Genomic DNA, 18,303 nt, shown 5'->3' with positions numbered 1-18,303 from the left:
GCCGCGATCCTGCCTAGAAGTTGAAAAGCCAATCGAAGCCATAGGTTCGTGGTGCGCCTGGCATGGCTGACGATCCTCGCGCGCCGGAGCTCTGAATTTCAGCCACATAATATTCCCTTTTCGTCAGATTCTTTGCCCACAATCGGACGGAGAACCGCTCCTGTTGCGGGAAGGTATATTTGATCTGGGCGTCGAGTAGGCCATAGCCAGGTTGCTTGAGAACATTATCGGCGTCCCAATAGAAATTGCCTGTATAGGAATAATTGACGTCAAAATTGAAATTACCGGCGGAGGTCTCCAGCTCATAATTTGCGCCGATATTCGCGGTCCATTTAGGGGCGCGGACGATCCGGTTCCCCGATGCATCATACGGCGCTAGATTATCCAGATAGCCTCCGACCGGACCCAGTGCGGGATCGGTGTTGGGATTGGGAACAGGCGTCTGCGCATTAGTGAAGCTGGTATATTTCGTATCCAAGTACCCGCCGCTGAAGCGCAGCTGCAGACCTCTCGCCAACACGGCTACACCGTCAATTTCAGCGCCCCAAATGCGCGCGCTTTTGGCGTTTATCACCTGAACCGTAGGGCCGTTGAACTGCTGAAACTGAGCGTCGTGAAGCTTGTAATAGAAGCCGGCGGCATTGAGGCGAAGCTTTCGGTCGAACAATTCAGACTTCACGCCGATCTCGGTCGCGTCAAGAACTTCAGGCTTCGCCGGCGTGTTGTTAACGGGCAGTGTGTTGTACAGCCCGGCCTTATAGCCTCTGCTCTGCGAGACATAGACCAGAACATCGGGCGTTACCTGCTGGTCCACAGCAGCCTTATATGTGAATTTCTCGAAGGAGCTCGATACGTTCACCGTGGAAAGCGTGAAGGGTGTGCCGCCCACGGGGTAGATTTGCGAAGATCCGACGCCCGCAATATCGTCCTTGGTATATCGTGCCCCGAGCGTGATGCCGGTGGTCGGCGTGACGTGATAGGTAGCCTGGGCATAGCCGGCGTAGGACTTGTTCCTGTTTTCCGCGTAGGTGTCGCTGACCAAGGGTGTTCCGGTCGGCAGGCCAAGGAGAGGTGCAGCAACATCGATTCCATCTCCGGTGAAACGGGACGGCAGATAGCCCGCTCTGGAGTTCAGATAATAAAGGCCCGCAATCCAGGTGAAATCCGACGATTTGCGCGAAGCGAGCTGTAGTTCCTGCGTAAAGGTCTTGGTAAATCCGTATAGGTCTGCTCGCAAGAATGGCTGGCTCGAGAAATCGGAATCGAAGACGTTGTAGCCTGTATCCTTCCGATAGGTCGTGATGCTCGACAATGTGCCAAAGGAAAGGTCCTGAGCGATCTTCCCGGAAAAGCCGTAATTCTCCTCGACAACGATCGGCGGGTCGTTCGTTTCGATATCGTAGAAGCCACGCCGAGGCTGGAGGCCGTAGGGCGGCTCGCTGTAGCCGCGATAGGGCCCATAATTATACTGGCTATTCGCGATGAAGCTATTGCGGGAGTGGGTATAGTCCGCGCTCAGGCTTACGGAGGTTGTGGAGGTCGGCTCCCATTTCACCTTCGTACGGGCTGCCTTCGTGGTATCCTTGCCCCACTTGCCGCCGATGCCGAAGTTGCGGCCCCAACCATCCGCCTGATCCGAGATTAGGCCGGAGACGTCGACGGCGAGATTGGATGTAATACCGGTGGAAGCATAAAGGGTGCCCCGAAAGGTACCGTAATTGCCCAGACCGACGGACCCTTCCAGAACGGGATCGTGCGATGGGTCGCGCGTGATGATTCGGATCAGGCCGCTGCTGGCGTTGCGGCCGAACAGCGTACCTTGAGGACCCTTGAGCACTTCCACCCGCTCGATGCTCGAAAGCTCCAAGAGCGAGGGGGGGACGCGCGAGATGTAGGTGTCGTCGACATAAACCGCGACGCTGCTCTCATAGCCTTGCAGCGACGAGGGGGTGCCTACGCCGCGAAGGAAGGGTTGGACGGCGCCGCTGGTCGTAAACACGCTCAAGGCTGGTACGATGCGCCCAAGGTCCGCGCCATTTCTAATGCCGGCCGAAGCCAATGCATCGGACGTAACGGCGCTTACCGACACCGGGACCTTCTGGAGATTTTCCGATCGGCGCTGTGCCGTCACGACGATCTCTTCAAGGCCGGCTGACTGGCCTTGCGCAGTGTCATTGGCCGATTGCTGCGCTTGCGCCTGCGTCGCAGTGAAGCAGATGGCCAGCGCAGCGAAGGAGGCAGAGCCCGACAACCTTATGCTCTGGCGAGCAGCTTTGGTGACCTTCATGTCTCTCCCTCCCCGAAACGCATGCCTTATGGAGCGCGACTTCCTTGCCGGACCCGCCATGTTGTCTGCCGCAACCGAATGCTCTCTCCAGCCGGATACGAACGCGCGAGATGCCGGACAACGGCAAATGGAGATTTGTTCGCCCTGAGAACGCGAGGGCCCGCTATGGTTTGCAACGCTTAAAGAGGCTTCACGGACAGAGGAATTCGCGTGCGGGGATCTGCACCGCGCGCGACCAGATCGCGTGAGAGGACCTAGCGATCGATCGGTCGGATCGGAATCGGGAATAGCTTCGTTGTGATCGCTTCGGCTGTCTCACATAGCAAAGGCAGAAGCATCGTCGGTTCTTCAGCCTGGACCGAAGGTCCGACCCTGCTGATCGAAATTGCCGCCAGGATGCTCCCGTCCCGTCCTCTTACTGGAACCGCGATGCACCGTAGGCCAAGGGCGATTTCCTCATTGTCGGCCGCCCAGCCACGACGCCGGACATCCTCGATCTCTGCGCGGAGCTGCTCCGGATCGGTGATGGTATGCGGCGTCAGCGCGATGAAACCACCATCCGCCAGATATTGATCGAGTTCGTCATCCGGCATGCCCGAAAGCAGGATCTTGCCGAGAGCCGAGCAATAGCCCTCCAGCTGGGCACCCTCGGCGGAATGAACCGGGAGTTTCCCAAAGCGCCGCTTGACCAGATAAGCCACCATGCCGTCGTTCCAGACGCCCAGATGGGTGTTGCTCTTTGTATGCTTTGAGAGGCTGAGCAGATGCGGGCGGGCGGCCGGCGCGAGGATGTCACGCACTGAAACACCTTCGGCCAGCGTGATGGCGACGCTACCAAGTCGATAGTCCGCCCGGCCCGTCCGCATCACAAAGCCCCGGTCGATCAGCGATTGCATGATCCGGTGCGCCGTGGCCATAGAAAGTCCACACCGGGCTTGGATTTCTGGCAACGAAGCGCTGCCCAGGCGCGCTACCGCCTCGAGGACATCGAGTGTTTTGTCCGTCAGTTGCGAAGTTCGACTCATCGATTTGTTCTTCATGCCAGTCCTATGCATCAACTTTCGACAGGCGGGAATTCGGGATAGGCCCACCGTTGAACCTTGTTGATGAATCTTCAATTGGAGAGTCCTTCGATACGACGGACCTGCGCCTCCCATGCGACATGTCTATGGAAAGGAGATCCTGTGAGTAAAATAAAGGCCGCTATCATCGGTTCGGGCAACATCGGCACTGACCTGATGATCAAGATGATCAAATATCCGCAGAACATGGAGCTTGTCGCCGTTGTCGGGATCGACGAGAAGTCCGAAGGGCTTGCCATGGCGCGCGACCACGGTGTCGAAACGACGCATGAGGGGCTTGAAGGTCTCCAGAGCATGCCGATCTACCCAGAGATCGGTATCGTGTTCGATGCAACATCTGCCTATGCCCACAAGGTGCATGACGCGGCTCTCCGGGCGGACGGCAAGCAGGTGGTCGATCTCACCCCGGCGGCGATCGGTCCCTATACGATTCCCACGGTGAACGGCGACGCCAATCTGGACGCGGGCAATGTTAACATGGTCACTTGCGGCGGACAGGCGACCATCCCGATGGTCGCCGCCGTCAGCCAGGTCGCGACCGTCCATTATGCCGAGATCGTAGCGTCGGTATCCTCGCGTTCTGCCGGGCCGGGCACGCGTGCGAACATCGACGAGTTTACGCGCACGACCGCAGGTGCGATCGAGAAGGTGGGTGGCGCCGCCCAGGGGAAGGCCATCATCATCCTCAATCCGGCCGAGCCGCCCATGATCATGCGCGACACGGTCTTCACACTGTCCGAGGGCGCCGATGAGGAGACGATTCGCGCCTCAGTCGAAGCGATGGTGAAGAAGGTGCAGGCCTACGTGCCGGGCTATCGCCTCAAACAAGAGGTGCAGTTCGAACGCTTCGGCGACAACAACAAGCTCAAGATTCCTGGCCGTGGTGAATTCACGGGCATCAAGACGATGATCCTGCTCGAGGTCGAGGGCGCGGGCGATTATCTGCCCAGCTATTCGGGCAATCTCGACATCATGACAGCTGCGGCCAAGGCGACCGGTGAGTTGCTGGCGCAGCGCATTCGCGAAGGAAAGAAGGTGGCGGCATGAGCGCTAAATTCAATGTGGAAGCGGGCGACAAGATTTACGTCCAGGACGTCACCCTTCGCGACGGCATGCACGCCATCCGCCACATGTATGGGGTCGATCATGTCGCGGCGATCGCCAAGGCCCTCGACAAGGCTGGCGTCGACGCGATTGAGGTCGCGCATGGCGATGGCCTGAACGGGGCCAGCTTCAATTACGGCTTCGGCGCGCACACCGACTGGGAATGGCTCGAGGCGGTAGCGAGCGTTCTTGAGCGGTCGGTTCTCACCACCCTCATCCTGCCGGGCGTCGGCACGGTCGATGAACTACGCCGGGCCTATGATCTTGGCGTGCGTTCGGTACGTGTGGCGACGCACTGCACCGAAGCGGACGTCTCGAAGCAGCATATCGGGATAGCGCGGGATCTAGGCATGGACGTCTCGGGCTTCCTGATGATGAGCCACATGATCGAGCCCGATGCCCTGGCGCAGCAGGCGCTGCTGATGGAAAGCTATGGCGCGCAGTGCGTCTATGTGACCGACAGCGGCGGCGCGCTCGACATGGCGGGCGTCAAGGCGCGGTTCGAAGCCTATGACCGCGTGCTCAAGCCCGAGACGCAGCGGGGCATGCACGCGCATCACAACCTGTCGCTGGGTGTGGCGAACTCCATGGTGGCGGCGGAGTGCGGCGCAGTCAGGATCGATGCCAGTCTCGCGGGCATGGGCGCGGGTGCGGGCAATGCTCCGCTGGAAGTGTTCATTGCGGCAGCGGATCGCCGTGGATGGAACCATGGCTGCGACGTGATGGCGTTGATGGACGCTGCGGAAGATCTCGTCAGGCCGTTGCAGGACCGGCCCGTCCGCGTCGATCGCGAGACGCTCGCGCTCGGTTATGCCGGGGTCTATTCGTCCTTCCTGCGCCATGCCGAGAAGGCGGCGGAAACCTACGGACTCGATACCAGGACGATCCTTGTCGAACTAGGCCGCCGCAAGATGGTGGGTGGTCAGGAAGACATGATCGTCGATGTGGCGTTGGACATGCTCAAGGAGCAAGCGGCCTAGTGCTTAGAGGAAAGGGCGCGCTCTGCGCGCCCTTTCAAGCGAAGCTGATTTTGGCGCTGCCCAGCTTGTCGATCCGAGTTTTGAAAATGTCGCCAGGCGCCGCCGGCTCGAGAGGCACGAGGGAACCCGACAGGATGATCTCGCCCGCCTTCAGCGGAACGCCGTAGGCGCCCAGGGTGTTGGCAAGCCAAGCGACCGCGGTGAGAGGCGAACCCTGCACGGCCGAGCCATAGCCTTCGGAAATAAGCCGGCCATTCTTGAAGACCTCGCATTTGAGGTTCGGCAAGTCGACGGTGCGTGGATCGACCCTTGCATCCCCGAGGACGAAAACTCCGCAAGACGCATTGTCGGCGATCGTGTCGACGATCTGGATGTTCCAGTTCTCGATCCTGCTGTCGACGATTTCGAAGCAGGCGCACACCGCCTCCGTAGCCGCAAGCACATCGCTATCCGTAACGCCCGGACCAATAAGATCTTGATTGAGGATGAAGGCGATCTCTGCTTCCGCGCGGGGCGCGATGAGGTTGCCCGCTATGCGGTATGGGGTATCGCCATTGATCCACATCCGATCGGTCAGAAATCCGAAATCCGGACGATCGACGCCAAGCATATCCTGCACGGCCTTGGAGGTGACGCCGATCTTCTTCCCGATGACGGTTTCTCCGTCTGCTTCGCGCCTGGCCAGAATGCCAAGAGAGATCGCATAGGCATCGTCGATCGTGAGATCGGCCCTGTCGCGAAGCGGAGCAACCGTACAATTCTTCCTCAGTGCTTCATGAAGCTCCATTGCGAACATGTCTCGCAGATCGTTCTCAGTCATTCGATCATCCTGTTCTTGTCGTTGGGCGGAAACAATAACTGCGGTTTTGAGTGGTCGCATCGGCGATCGCACCCCCGTCGAGAGTTGCCCGGCGCAATCTGTGGCGCTTCACGCATGTGTGACAAATTCCCTTGTCCACGCCATCGCGCAGCGGAATGCGGGTCGCTCAGCCAAACGGGATGTCAAGCCGACAAACTTTGGTAAATCGTCGAGATCCATCGAACATTGCGTTGCCACCTGATGGATAAAGAACGCGAAAATGTCGGCGATTGAGAACTCGCCGAGCCAATATCCGGTCGGCGCCAACTCGCTTTCGAGAATGCACAAATCTTTCTTGATCGTGGTGCGGGCCGCTTCGCGCACGGATTGCTCTGCCGCCTCGTCTGAACAGGCGTTTCCCGGCAGGAACAGGCGATTAAACGCCGAAAGCGTGCTCGAGGCCAGCCAGGCCGCCTTTGAAACGACCAATGCTCGCTCTAAGGGAAGGCCGACGGACGGCAGCATGTGAGCGTCAGCACGTAAGTCGGCGATATATGTCAGTATCGCAACGGTTTCGGTGAGTGGCTGGCCATCAACCAAAAGAGTCGGAATTTTGCCTTTTGGGTTGAGAGTGAGGTAGTCAGTATCAAGATGCTGGCCCTCAAACATATCGAGGACGAATACCTCGTAAGGAACTGCTGCCTCTTCTAGAGCAATCATACCGGTAAGGGAGCACGATCCCGGGAAGGCGAACAAGGTTAGAGCCATGTCCTTACCCCCAGGTGTCACACCGTTGCTATGCGCTTGCTTGTCGTGACATCCGATCGACCGCCCAATTCCAGATTATCGATCTGCAAGGTGGCTTGCCCACCTATGAGGCTGGCCACTTTTCGGCTCGCCTCGTCCAGAGCTTGCGGCGAAACTATAGCGGCGACGAAGCGGTCCGGCCGGATGACGACGATGGAACCGTCGGCGTCCTGCTGCGCAAACCATTCGTGCAAAGCGTCGTGCAGGTCCCCGACGACGGTGGTCCCCGGGAGAATCGTTCCGCGGAAATTGCTGAGCTGCGTGGGAGGGATCACGGCGATCATATGGGCGCCAACCTGCGACCAGTAGCGTCGGACAGCGTCAGACATGTGCAATTGGGGATCGCTCCCCCAGGAAAGCACGGCAAAGCGCAGGCCGATGACATCGTCGAGCCTGCTGCGCTTGCCGTCTCTGGTCAGAACATCGGGTTGGGGGAAGAGCCGGCCAGTAGCGTTGCCCTCCGGCTTTCCCGCTGCATCCGACAAAACGATGCCCTGCGTGAAGCGGGGCATCGGCTTGAAGCGCATTTGCACGAAGTAGCGCTTCACCGGCGGGATCGCATTTAGGGCCAAGGCGATACGATCCCGGAGCCAGGCGACGAGCTTGTTCGTAGGCGCGAAGATGCGTCCAGCCGTGACCGAAAGATCGATCATGGCCTTGGCATGCGTGCGCCGCTCACTCTCATAGCTTTTGAGGATGTCGGGAGAGGCTTCACCGCGCACGACCATGGCGAGTTTCCAGGAAAGATTGGTCGCGTCGCGGATTCCGCTATTATAGCCCTGACCTTGCCAAACAGGCATCAGGTGCGCTGCATCGCCGGCGATCAGAACCCGCCCCTTGCCGAAACTCCGCGCCAGGCGGGCATTGTGGGTGTAAACGCGGCTTCGCAGGACATTGGCGCGCTCGGGATGGGGCAATGCGCGGGCGAGCAGTTGGGCGACGCCCTGCGGCGATGTCAGTTCCTCTTCGCTTTCGTCGCCGAACACCATGAACTCGAGCCTGCGCATGCCATGGGGCAGGGCGATCGAAACATAGGGCCGCGACGGAACGCAGTGGAGATAGGAGTCCGGCAGCCCGACGGGATCATCGAGGATGTCGATCACCACCCACCGCGTCGAATCCGTGATGCCGTCGAAAGCGATGCCGAGCTGCTTGCGCACGTTGCTGCGGCCGCCGTCGCAACCCACCAGCCATTTGGCTTTGACCGCCGCGCTACGATCGCCCGTCTTGACGGCAAGCTCCACATGATCCGGATGCTCCACGAAGGCCGAGACCTCCGCTCCAAAAAGCGTTCGAACGGAGCTGAACCTCTGCAAGCCCTCATAGAGGATCGCATCGACCATGGGCTGGATGAACGAACTCCGCCTTGGCCATCCGAATTCCCGCGTCTTTGGATCGATCAGCGCAAATGTCTTTCCCGTCATCGTCAGGAAGCGCATCTTCTGGCCAGGGGTCGTATGCTCTGCGATCGCGTCGCCGAGCCCGATAGCCTGGAAGCTGCGCAGGCACTCGTCGTCCATTCCGACGCCCCGAGGGTAGTCGATCAGCCGGTCGCGCTGCTCCAGGACGAGCGTGCTGATTCCCAGGCAGCCGAGATAGTTGGCGATCGTCAGCCCGACCGGTCCCGCGCCGACGATGGCGACGTCGACTTCCATGTCATCGAGCACGATAGTGTCTCCTGGCAGCATCATTATGCCCTGGCGTCAGGGGAATTATGGTCGTTCCGCGAGCGGCGACGGCGCAAGCATGCCTCATGAGCGGCCCAGCAGAAAATCTAGATGGAGCTGATTGAACTTCTCGGCATCTTCGAACTGCGGCCAGTGGCCACATTCGTTCATCACCTCGTAGCGGGCGTTCGGCAGCAGCTCCGCGATGCGGCGACCTTCGTCCGGAGTTGCCGTCGGATCGTGCGAGGTCCAGAGCACGAGGGCAGGGGACGCGATGCGCCGCGTATCTTCGTCTGAAAACATGTTCCGGCGGCGGACATCCATGTCCTGCATGCACAGCACGCGCTCCATTACCTCGGGAAAGCCCGGCTGGGCGTAGATCGCACGGCGCGTCTCGACCAGATCGTCGTTCACCTTCGAGATGTCATGCATCAGGAATTCAAGCCTGCTCCTGATCCTCGCCGGCGTCGGATCGTTCACCGCCTCCATCGAGAGCCGCTTGATCCGAGCCATTACTTCGGGATGCGCGGTCCAGCCGCCTGCCGTGTTGAGGACGAGGCGATCCACCTTCTCCGGATGATGCAGCGCGATCCAACCCGCTACCCAACCGCCCAGAGACTCCCCCGAGATACTCGCTTTATCGCGCCCCAGGGCCTTCATTACCGCCAGGACATGGGGGCCGTAGTCCGGCACTTCGTAAGCACAGGCCGGCTTATCGCTCCAGCCATGGCCGATAAGATCGATGGCAACCGTCCAGAAATGCTCGCCATGGGCCGCAAGGTTGCGGCTGTAGGCTTCGGCGTGACCGCCTGTCCCGTGCAGGAGCAGGAGCAACGGCTTGTCGCTCGATCCGGACGAAAGAAAGCGCGTTCTGATGCCGTCGGCATCGATATAGCCCTGGGTGAAGGCGACTTGGGTCAGGTCAGACCAGACGGATTTGTGGAATTCGGACATGTGTGTTCTTACCTTCCGGGCATTCATGAATGACTTAGGCGGACGTCGCCGTGAGAATCCCCATGCCGGTGATCCACTCGTCGATGACCTCGTAGAAAATTTCCGTGGCCGAATACCCTGCGCCCAAGGCGGAGAGAGCGGCCACCCAGGTGCGCGCCTCGTGACCACCGCGGCCGCCCGCTTCGCTGATCGATTGCTGGGAACAGTCGTCGAGGCTCGACAGATTTCCGGCGAGGAAGGCGTCCAGCAGTTGGCGATCCCATTCGGCGTTGGCCGGCCGCAATCGCGACTGCCCGACTGCCATCGCATTCCCTTCCGTGGCGGCGCGCGCTTGCCGCGCAAAGCGCGACGCGTGATCGAGCGGCGCTCCGGAGATCAGACGCTCGCGTGCTTGAGGCGTCGCGCTCGCCAACTCAGCCATGGGCGGATCGTGAGACAGTCCGCCGGAGCCGATAACCAAAACGCGTTCCGGCGCCTGCCTGGCCCACGCGCCGACCGCACGGCCTAGAGCTCGTGCGCGTTCGAAGGTCGGAAGCGGCGGCGCTGCACAATTGACGAATATTGGAATGACCCGATGGAGCGCGTGATCCGTCGAAAGCCATTCGAGTGGCTGCACGGCGCCGTGATCAACCTGCATATTGTGCGAGATCGCAGCATCGACACCCGCGTTCAGAACAAATTTCGCCAGCTCCGCCGCACGCGCCTCCGGAATGTCGAGCTTGCCTGCAGCCGTGCCATAATCTCCGATCGACGTGCCTTCAATTCCAATGCAGAAGGGCGGAAGGAGGCCGTAAAAGAAACCGTTGATATGGTCGGGGTAAAAAATGACCGTGAGATCGGGCTGCTGCTCCGCCACGAATTTTCCCGCCTCATCGAGGGAAGCGTTGAATCGAGCTTCCTTTTCAGAACTCGGGCGGGTCCGGTCCTTAAGCGGGCTGTGTGACAAGCACACGGATCCGACAATCATCGAGTTGCTCCTGAATTACACCCATCTGAATGGCCGTGGGATTAAAGCGGGATTGCCGCTTGACGATTGGGAAAATGCTTGGTCTTTTGCAACGGCATTTGCGTGGATGTTCTCAATGTGAACATGAGAGAGGGCCGGTGAAAGCGAGCGAGGAAGCCCCCTATAAAGATGTGCGGTCGCTGGTTCGGGGGTTGCAGGTCATCGAGGCGCTGAGCGAGCTTGGCTGGGCCAAGATGGGCGACCTGAGCGCTGCTGCGAACATCGAACGGTCGTCAACATATCGGCTGGTGAATACCCTCATACAGCTTGGCTATGTTTCCCGTCGGACCGAGGACGGCGCCGTCGCATTGACACCGAAATTCGCCTATCTCGCCGACGCTTTGAAAGATGACGACATCGTCACCCAATTCGCTTGGCCGCCGCTGTTCGAACTGAGCAAGGATGTGCTGTGGCCGTGCGACTTTGCTAGTTTCGTCGGAGGAAAGGTTCTGATCCGGCTGACGACCCACAAGATCAGCCCCATGTCGGTCCATCGCGCCATGGTTGGGAAGGAGCGCTTCCTCGTGCGTTCGGCGCTGGGTCTGGCGATATTGTCAGCGATGGACGATGACGAGCTCGAAGCTTCGCTCGAGATCGTAGAGAAAATGGGCGGGACGAATGCCGAGGATGTCCGCAATCGCGAGCGTATCCACAGTCTGATCGCGACGGTGCGCGAGCGCGGTTATGCAAGTTCGACCGGACAGAGCGAAGGAAAAATCAGTGCGATCGCGCTTCCCGTCTCCGGGCCAAATGGCCATGTGGCCGGCGCAGTGAACATCGTGTTCTTTCGCAGCGTCATGACGACGGAGCAAGCTGCCGAGCGCTATCTCGACAAGCTACAAATCTGCGTCCACCAGGTCGAGCAATCGCTCGCGGATTTTACCGAGCGTAAAGGCGTGCCGTCCGCCTGAGCTGCGCATTGCGCGATCGTCGGCATCGTTGCCTATCGTGCGGTCAAGCCACCATCCACAACAATCGCCTGTCCGGTGATGAACGAGGCTTGGTCGGACGCTAGGAAAGCGACGACGGCTGCAATCTCCTCCGGCTGACCCCATCGTCCCATCGGGACACGGAGCTTGTCGTTGATGAGGGCGTCGCTTTCCGCCTTCGTCGGCGCGAAGCCTGCCGTCATCGGCGTTTCAATGTAGCCGGGACACACGACATTCACGCGAATGCCGTCTTTGGCATGCTTGAGTGCTGCGTCCTTGGTGGCGCCGACCACGCCATGCTTGGACGGACCATAGCCTGCCGGGCCGATCGATCCCGTCACACCAGCGATCGATGCGATGTTGATGACCGAACCGCCACCTGCCTGCTGGAGCAGCGGAAGCCCCACTCGCATCGCGCGCCACGTCCCGAGGAGGAACATATCGACGTTGCGTTCGAAATCATCATAGCGATCGGTCGAGGTGCGTCCGGCCGAATTTACCAAGACGTCAAGCCGCCCAAAACGGTCCGCGGTACTTTGAACGCTCTCTTCGACGGAAGCTGTGTCGAGAATGTTGACCTGGCTGAACACCGCTTTGCCACCGCCTGAGACAATGGCCTCGATCGCGTTGCGGGCACTCCCCTCGTCCAAATCGGCGATCACAGCAGTCGCGCCGCTGGCCGCGAGGCTGGCCGCGACCGCCCGTCCAATGCCGCTCGCGCCGCCGGAAATCCAGCAAATCTTGCCTTCGAGGCTTGGATAGGTGACGAATTCCATTCTCAACTCTCCCGCAATATTCTCTTCGCATCCGCGGCGGACTGTCTCTTTATCCCCGGGAACGATGTCATGGGCCAGCAGAAGCATTCGGAAGGAAAGAAGCAGACGCTCGGCCGATCGCGCGTTCGCCACCTGACCCCTGAACAGTTCTAGCGCTCGCCTGCCCTCCAACGCATCGTGGTCGAAGTCGAGACGGCTAAGCAGTGATGACATGGGTCGCAAGATCGATTGCCGTATTGTTCTCGCAGTGAACTCGCCGGGTGCGACCGAGAGCTCCGGGCATGATCTGTATCATTTGACGGCTTTTCTATAGCATCGCACCCCTCGGAGGGAGGTATAAAGGACGATGTTCGCGATGCGAACGGTCGCGTGATCACGGTTGCCCCGCCTGCTGCCAGCTTTTATCTCCAGGCAGAAGCAGGCGAACAAGGACAGCTTCACCGCCGCGAGGGCCCATTCGGCACGAAATGTGCGCCTGGCCGCCTGCGTTCGGCGTGAAAAATGCGACCAAGGAACAGGATGTCTCGATGAACGATACTCAACTCCAAGCCGAAGCGGCCGCGTGGATCTCGGATTTCGAAGCTGCGATCAAGGCGGATGATCGATCGAGACTGACCGAGCTTTTTTGCGATCCCTCCTATTTCCGCGACAACGGGGCGCTGACCTGGGATTACCGGCAATTCCACGGCCGCGACACGGTGGTGTCCACGCTCCTGTCCTTGGCGCGGGAGGCTGAGCCCACCCGCTTCCGCCTGTCGGAGAGTTGGCCGGCGCCGCAAATTCTTGGGACAGGCGAGTCCGCCATTGTCGAAGCCTTTTTCGATTTCGAAACCAAGGATGGATCGGCCGTCCTCCTCCTCAACGCCGTTCCCGAGGGCGGGCGACTGAAGGCGCGGGCGGTTTTCACCCGTCTTGAGGATCTCAAGCTCATTGAAAAAGTGCCGCCCCATCCGCGCGGCCGCGGTTTCACGCCGAGCTATCCGGGGGAGACCTGGAAGGAGCATCGCGATGCGGCGCGGCGCTATGACAATGCCGAGCCGGAGGTCATGGTCATCGGTGCTGGCCAGGCGGGGCTGACCACCTCTGCCTATCTCCGCAAGTTCGGCGTCGATGTGCTCAATGTCGATCGGCATGAGAGGGTCGGGGACAGCTGGAATAAGCGCTATGACTCGCTGTTTCTCCACAATCCGATCGAGATGAACGATTTCCCCTTTCTGTCCTTTCCGCCGCACTATCCGGAATATCTGCCGAAAGACCTGATCGGCGAGTGGCTCGATCTGTATGCGCGCTACATGGACCTCAATGTCTGGACCAGCACGACGTTCAAGAGCGCGCGCTATGACAGCGAGCTGCAGCAATGGGACGCGGTTCTCGGCTTGCCCGATGGCAGCGAACGGGTCCTGCATCCGCGCCATATCGTGCTCGCGACCGGCGGGATCGGCGGTAAGCCGTCGATGCCTAACTTCCCGGGACTGGACAGTTTTGCCGGGAAGGTGATTCATTCCTCGCAGTACACGCGGATTTCCGACTACGACATCAAGAAGGCGGTTATCATCGGCGTCGCCACCAGCGCGCACGACATCGCGCGGGACCTTGTGGAGCACGGTGTCGCCGTGACCATGTTCCAGCGTGATCCCGTCGTCGTCAATAACGTGGCCACGGCTAACCTCGCCTACGCCGCTTATTTGGATCCCGAGATCCCGACGCCGCTGGTCGACATCCGCTATGGTATCGGATTGATCAATCCGCTGCGCGAGAAGGCCAGCCAGGCTTATCACAAGATGGCTAAGGAACTTGATCGCCCGCTTCTCACGCGCCTCGAGGCTGCGGGCCTCCAATTGGGCGACGGTGTGAATGGTCAGGGCTGGCTCGATCTCTTCCTGCGATCTGGCGGTGGCTACTATCTCAACACCGGCACATCCGAGCTGATCGCCGACGGCGCCATCAAGATCCAGCCGTTTCAAAAGTTCGTTGAATTCGTTTCGACCGGCGCGAAGCTGGACGACGGCAGTATCGTCGAGGCTGACATCGTTATCCTCGCCACCGGTTATCAAAGCCGCAGGACCGAGGTCGTCGACTTCTTCGGCGAGGATGTCGCGGACAAGGTTGGCGAGATCGCGCGCCTCGATCCCGAGGGAGAATGGGCCAACATTTGGGGGCAGACCGCTCAACGCGGCCTGTGGTTCAACGGTGGCGGGATCAACCAGATGCGTCCCGGCTCGGCGCGGCTTGCCCTTCTCATCACCGCGGACCTGAACGGTCTCATCCCCGAGAGCTTGAGGCGCGGCCATAGTGACGTGGCGCCTGCAGAGATGCGCCAGGCTGTCGGCTAAGGGCACCGCTCGCACCGGGCCGAGCCTGTTCTTACGCGCTCGGTTCGCCGCGGCGATCCGGGCGATGTGACGCCTCGAAGCCCTATAAGGAATGGAGAGCATCATTGGATAGGCAGGATCTCAGCGAACGGCAGCGGAGCAGCGTCGAACTCGACGGTTGCCCGATCACCTTCACGGATCCCGAAACTCGGCGATGCCCGTTTCCCGCCTATCACAAGCTTCGGGACGAGAGTCCGGTCTATCGCGATCCTGTCAGCGGCAACTATATTCTGACCCGTTACAGCGATGTGCGCAAAGCGGCGATGGATACCAAGTCCTTGTCTTGCAAGACCGGGGTCATCCAGACCCGGAAGTCCGATATCAGTGAGCAGATCAACAAGATGTTCGAGGAGCAGGGTTACCTGCCGATGGACACGCTCGTCACCAACGATCCTCCAGACCACCGTCTGTATCGCTCCCTCGTGGACAAGGCCTTCGCGCGCGACAAGGTTGCCGCCCTCGAGCCTCAGATTGAGCGCGCCGTCAAAGAGTTGATCGACAGCTTTATCGACAAGCCGGAAGTTGATTTTTTCGATGCTTTCGCCATGCGCCTGCCGCTTACGGTGTTCACCGAGATCCTGGGAGTGACGGACCGCGATATCGATAAGTTCAAGCGGTGGAGCGATATGTCGCTCGAGACATCCAACCCGGCGTTGGCGCCGGAGCGGGAGCTTGTGTTGGTGCAGGCCGTCATCGAGCTGCAGCAATATTTGGCCAAGAATGTCGAACGTGTCCGCGCCGCTCCCGATGGAAGCCTGCTGAGCACGCTCGTTCATGCCGAGACCGACGGCCGCAAGCTCGACATGCGCGAGCTGATCAGCATCCTTTGGCTCCTGTTCATCGCCGGCGGCGAGACGACGGCGAACGCGATCGCGGGCGGCATGGAAATCCTGATCGACCGACCGGAACTGGTGGATCAGATCCGCGACGACCCGAAAAAGCTCGATGCATTTATCGAGGAAGTGCTGAGGATCAAGGCCCCGGCGACCACCATGTTCAGGCGCGTGACGGCCGACATCGCCATCGGAGGCGTCGACATTCCCGCAGGCTCGATCATCGAAACGCGCTTTGGCGCGGCCAATCTCGATCCAGAGGTTTTCCCGGATCCGGAAACACTCGATCTTGATCGGGCAAATGCGCGCTCGCATCTGACTTTCGGAAGCGGCATCCATATGTGCATCGGCAATCAGTTGGCCCGTGGTGAGTTGCGGGCGGCCTTCCGTCAGCTGACGGAGCGCATGCAGCATTTCCGCGCATCAAGAGGGCCGGAAAGCTACGCATATACAACCACGTACGTCGCCTATGGTTTAACACAGCTCTGGATGACGTTCGACCGCCGATAACGGCGGAGGTGCAGGTGCTCGCGATCGAGGGTGGCGACCAGGCGAGGTTTTTGAACGACTCCGGCTCCAGACGAAAGCCGAGGCGATTTTGAAGGACAGGATATGAACAGCGGAACCTATATCGGCGGGATCTTGAACTTGACCGGCGCCATGCCCGGTGACGGCTTTCAATATGATGGGCCAGCTATGCCAAGCTACCCGGTCTACATGGTCACGTTCCGCAGCACTCACGACGCGATCGAGCGCCTGATCCTCCAGCCGCCGCTCAAGGCCGATAGGTCGGAAGAGCCCATCGTGAAGATGTGGTATTTCGTCAATCCGCAGAACCGGGCGATTGATGGACAGGTGACGCCCTACCATGCCGTTCAGTTTGCAGCGCCCTGCATCCACAATGGACGAAAGGGTCAATCGGGCTGGGAATATGTGGATGGCCTGCGAGGGGACAAGACCTCCATGGACATCATGGGGCCATGGAGCGTCTATTTCGGCATGGCCAAGAAGATGGGCGACATCAGCTTCATTCCGGTGGCGCCCGACGAATTCGAGATCACGGTCGATCGGCGGGGAACACGCCTCATCACGATGGGCATTCGCATCGGCGCGGAGTTGACGGGCGAGCAACTCGACACTGTCCGCGCGCAAGCGGTCTGGCCAGAGCAAATGACGGTTAGGGCTATCCCAAGCCCGGATTATTCCCACTTCACCCAGTATGCGGTTTGCGCCACCTCCACGGAGGAAGGGAACAGCATCGACCGCGCATGGCTTGCAGACAAGGCGTCTGTAACCTTTGGTCATCTTGACATGGATCCGCTCGACGAGCTTCCGGTCCTGGAGATCACGGGCGCTTATGCCGTCATGAACACGACCCATAAAATCGTGTTCACGGAGATGCGGGTAATCGAAGATCTTCTTCAAAGCGCCGATACCCCTGTGCCTACTGCGGTTGCGGTGGATTGACGGTACGGCAGCAGGTGGACCGTGGTCTGTTCCGCTGAGCCGCTCTCAGCGCGACGGTTGTATGGCAGAGGTTTGGCGACGCATTCGCGGGACGGCCTTACACGCACACCGATGTCGCCAAGCTATCTTCTTGCTGCACTAGCGTGATGCCGGCCGACGGATCAGCGACGAGCACTGCACGAAGACGCGCAATTGAGATAGAGAGGACAAAAGATGATCGACCTGTATTTCTGGCCGACGCCGAACGGAAAGAAGGTGACGATCCTGCTGGAGGAGGCGTCGATTCCATATCGGATCAAGCCTCTCAACATCGTGATGGGCGAGCAATTTGACGAAAGCTATCTCGCGCTCAACCCGAACCACCGCATGCCAACTATGGTGGACAACGATCCCTTAGGCGGAGGCGCTGCGATCTCGGTGTTCGAATCCGGCGCAATCCTCATGTATCTCGCGGAGAAATCCGGCCAGTTCTGGCCCCAGTCGACCGACAAGAAATACGCCGTGGTGCAATGGCTAATCTGGCAGATGGCCAATATGGGTCCGAAGATAGGCGAGTATAATCATTTCAATCGCCTGGGATCCGAGCAGGGTGATCAAAGCTACGCCCTCCGGCGCTTCGACGACGAAGCCAACCGGCTGTATGGCGTGCTGAACTATGCGTTGCACAAGCATGAATTCGTGGCCGGCGCGGAGTACAGCATAGCCGACATGTCCGTCATTCCCTGGGCGATGAACTGGAAGGCGCACGGACAGGATTTGGACGTCTTTCCCCACGTCAGGCGGTGGCTGGAGTTGGTGTTGAGCCGCCCCGGCGTCCAGCGAGGACTCGATGTCGGCAAGGAACTGACCGTCGATCCGAATACATTCACGCCGGAAGAGAAGGAGCGCTTCCGCCGCTTGCTGTTCAACCAGCGCGCTATACCCGTTCCTGGTGGAGAATTCGATGCCTGACCATCTGATCGAGCATAGCCATATCCAGATCAAGGATGGTCAGGCGGAGCGTTACATCGAGCTTTTCCCGACCTTCAGGAGCATATTCTTCTCGCATCCCGGCGCTGTATCGCTGCGCCTCTTGCGCGACAAGGCTTCGGAAAGCGCGTTCATCTGTTCGATGGAATGGGAGTCCGCAACAGCCAAGGAACTCCTGATTAAAAGTCCGGAAATCAAAGCATGGATGGAGATTTTCTGGCCTTTGGTCGGCAACGAACAAAATAGCTATTTTGAAGAGGTCGGCTGAGGA

At 59.7% G+C, this 18,303-nt stretch carries 16 protein-coding genes; 8 read left to right on the top strand and 8 right to left on the bottom strand.

Annotated features, from left to right (window positions below; genetic code table 11):
• Nucleotides 1-13: 13 nt before the first annotated feature.
• Complete coding sequence (locus tag ACETPF_RS19140) at nucleotides 14-2,287, bottom strand: TonB-dependent receptor (protein WP_373936205.1); 2,274 nt, start codon at nucleotides 2,285-2,287, stop codon at nucleotides 14-16.
• 254 nt (nucleotides 2,288-2,541) lie between these two features.
• Nucleotides 2,542-3,327 carry an IclR family transcriptional regulator gene (locus ACETPF_RS19135; protein WP_373936204.1) on the bottom strand — a complete coding sequence of 262 codons (786 nt, stop codon included), beginning with the start codon at nucleotides 3,325-3,327 and terminating at the stop codon, nucleotides 2,542-2,544.
• 144 nt (nucleotides 3,328-3,471) lie between these two features.
• Here ACETPF_RS19135 and ACETPF_RS19130 point away from each other — a divergent pair, with 144 nt between their 5' ends.
• On the top strand, nucleotides 3,472-4,416 hold the full coding sequence (locus tag ACETPF_RS19130; protein WP_373936224.1) for an acetaldehyde dehydrogenase (acetylating): 945 nt from the start codon (nucleotides 3,472-3,474) through the stop codon (nucleotides 4,414-4,416).
• Complete coding sequence (gene dmpG, locus ACETPF_RS19125; RefSeq protein ID WP_373936203.1) at nucleotides 4,413-5,453, top strand: 4-hydroxy-2-oxovalerate aldolase; 1,041 nt, start codon at nucleotides 4,413-4,415, stop codon at nucleotides 5,451-5,453. Before ACETPF_RS19130 ends, dmpG begins: the two co-directional genes overlap by 4 nt.
• A gap of 34 nt (nucleotides 5,454-5,487) precedes the next feature.
• Here the strand turns inward: dmpG and ACETPF_RS19120 are convergent, their stop codons facing one another.
• The 5 genes from ACETPF_RS19120 to ACETPF_RS19100 form a co-directional block, all read right to left on the bottom strand.
• Entirely contained in the window at nucleotides 5,488-6,273 is a 786-nt protein-coding gene (locus ACETPF_RS19120; protein WP_373936202.1) for a fumarylacetoacetate hydrolase family protein, read from the bottom strand.
• A 108-nt stretch (nucleotides 6,274-6,381) separates the two neighbouring features.
• Nucleotides 6,382-7,020 carry a glutathione S-transferase family protein gene (locus ACETPF_RS19115; protein ID WP_373936201.1) on the bottom strand — a complete coding sequence of 213 codons (639 nt, stop codon included), beginning with the start codon at nucleotides 7,018-7,020 and terminating at the stop codon, nucleotides 6,382-6,384.
• Nucleotides 7,021-7,037: 17 nt separating this feature from the next.
• Nucleotides 7,038-8,726 (bottom strand): bifunctional 3-(3-hydroxy-phenyl)propionate/3-hydroxycinnamic acid hydroxylase, encoded by a 1,689-nt coding sequence (locus tag ACETPF_RS19110; RefSeq protein ID WP_373936200.1) that lies wholly within the window; start codon nucleotides 8,724-8,726, stop codon nucleotides 7,038-7,040.
• 84 nt (nucleotides 8,727-8,810) lie between these two features.
• Entirely contained in the window at nucleotides 8,811-9,680 is an 870-nt protein-coding gene (locus ACETPF_RS19105) for an alpha/beta fold hydrolase (protein ID WP_373936199.1), read from the bottom strand.
• Between the two features lie 34 nt (nucleotides 9,681-9,714).
• A complete protein-coding gene (locus ACETPF_RS19100) occupies nucleotides 9,715-10,647 on the bottom strand; it encodes a 3-carboxyethylcatechol 2,3-dioxygenase (RefSeq protein WP_373936198.1) in 933 nt (310 codons plus the stop codon).
• A gap of 137 nt (nucleotides 10,648-10,784) precedes the next feature.
• Here ACETPF_RS19100 and ACETPF_RS19095 point away from each other — a divergent pair, with 137 nt between their 5' ends.
• On the top strand, nucleotides 10,785-11,597 hold the full coding sequence (locus ACETPF_RS19095; protein WP_373936197.1) for an IclR family transcriptional regulator domain-containing protein: 813 nt from the start codon (nucleotides 10,785-10,787) through the stop codon (nucleotides 11,595-11,597).
• A gap of 32 nt (nucleotides 11,598-11,629) precedes the next feature.
• Here the strand turns inward: ACETPF_RS19095 and ACETPF_RS19090 are convergent, their stop codons facing one another.
• On the bottom strand, nucleotides 11,630-12,391 hold the full coding sequence (locus ACETPF_RS19090) for an SDR family NAD(P)-dependent oxidoreductase (RefSeq protein ID WP_373936196.1): 762 nt from the start codon (nucleotides 12,389-12,391) through the stop codon (nucleotides 11,630-11,632).
• A gap of 494 nt (nucleotides 12,392-12,885) precedes the next feature.
• Here ACETPF_RS19090 and ACETPF_RS19085 point away from each other — a divergent pair, with 494 nt between their 5' ends.
• The 5 genes from ACETPF_RS19085 (at nucleotide 12,886) to ACETPF_RS19065 (ending at nucleotide 18,300) form a co-directional block, all read left to right on the top strand.
• Nucleotides 12,886-14,724: a flavin-containing monooxygenase gene (locus tag ACETPF_RS19085; RefSeq protein WP_373936194.1), complete on the top strand. Its 1,839-nt coding sequence runs from the start codon at nucleotides 12,886-12,888 to the stop codon at nucleotides 14,722-14,724.
• A gap of 104 nt (nucleotides 14,725-14,828) precedes the next feature.
• Nucleotides 14,829-16,106, top strand: coding sequence for a cytochrome P450 (locus ACETPF_RS19080; protein ID WP_373936193.1), 1,278 nt, complete (start codon nucleotides 14,829-14,831; stop codon nucleotides 16,104-16,106).
• 102 nt (nucleotides 16,107-16,208) lie between these two features.
• Nucleotides 16,209-17,063 (top strand): acetoacetate decarboxylase family protein, encoded by an 855-nt coding sequence (locus tag ACETPF_RS19075; RefSeq protein WP_373936192.1) that lies wholly within the window; start codon nucleotides 16,209-16,211, stop codon nucleotides 17,061-17,063.
• A gap of 213 nt (nucleotides 17,064-17,276) precedes the next feature.
• Nucleotides 17,277-18,014: a glutathione S-transferase family protein gene (locus tag ACETPF_RS19070; protein ID WP_373936191.1), complete on the top strand. Its 738-nt coding sequence runs from the start codon at nucleotides 17,277-17,279 to the stop codon at nucleotides 18,012-18,014.
• Entirely contained in the window at nucleotides 18,007-18,300 is a 294-nt protein-coding gene (locus tag ACETPF_RS19065; RefSeq protein WP_373936190.1) for a putative quinol monooxygenase, read from the top strand. The genes ACETPF_RS19070 and ACETPF_RS19065 overlap by 8 nt, the downstream gene beginning before the upstream one ends.
• Nucleotides 18,301-18,303 lie beyond the last annotated feature (3 nt).

The sequence above is a fragment of the Sphingobium agrisoli genome (assembly GCF_041877245.1).
Lineage (GTDB): Bacteria > Pseudomonadota > Alphaproteobacteria > Sphingomonadales > Sphingomonadaceae > Sphingobium.
The sequence above is the reverse complement of the archived record's forward strand: the minus strand, read 5'-3'. Positions and strand labels throughout refer to the sequence as shown.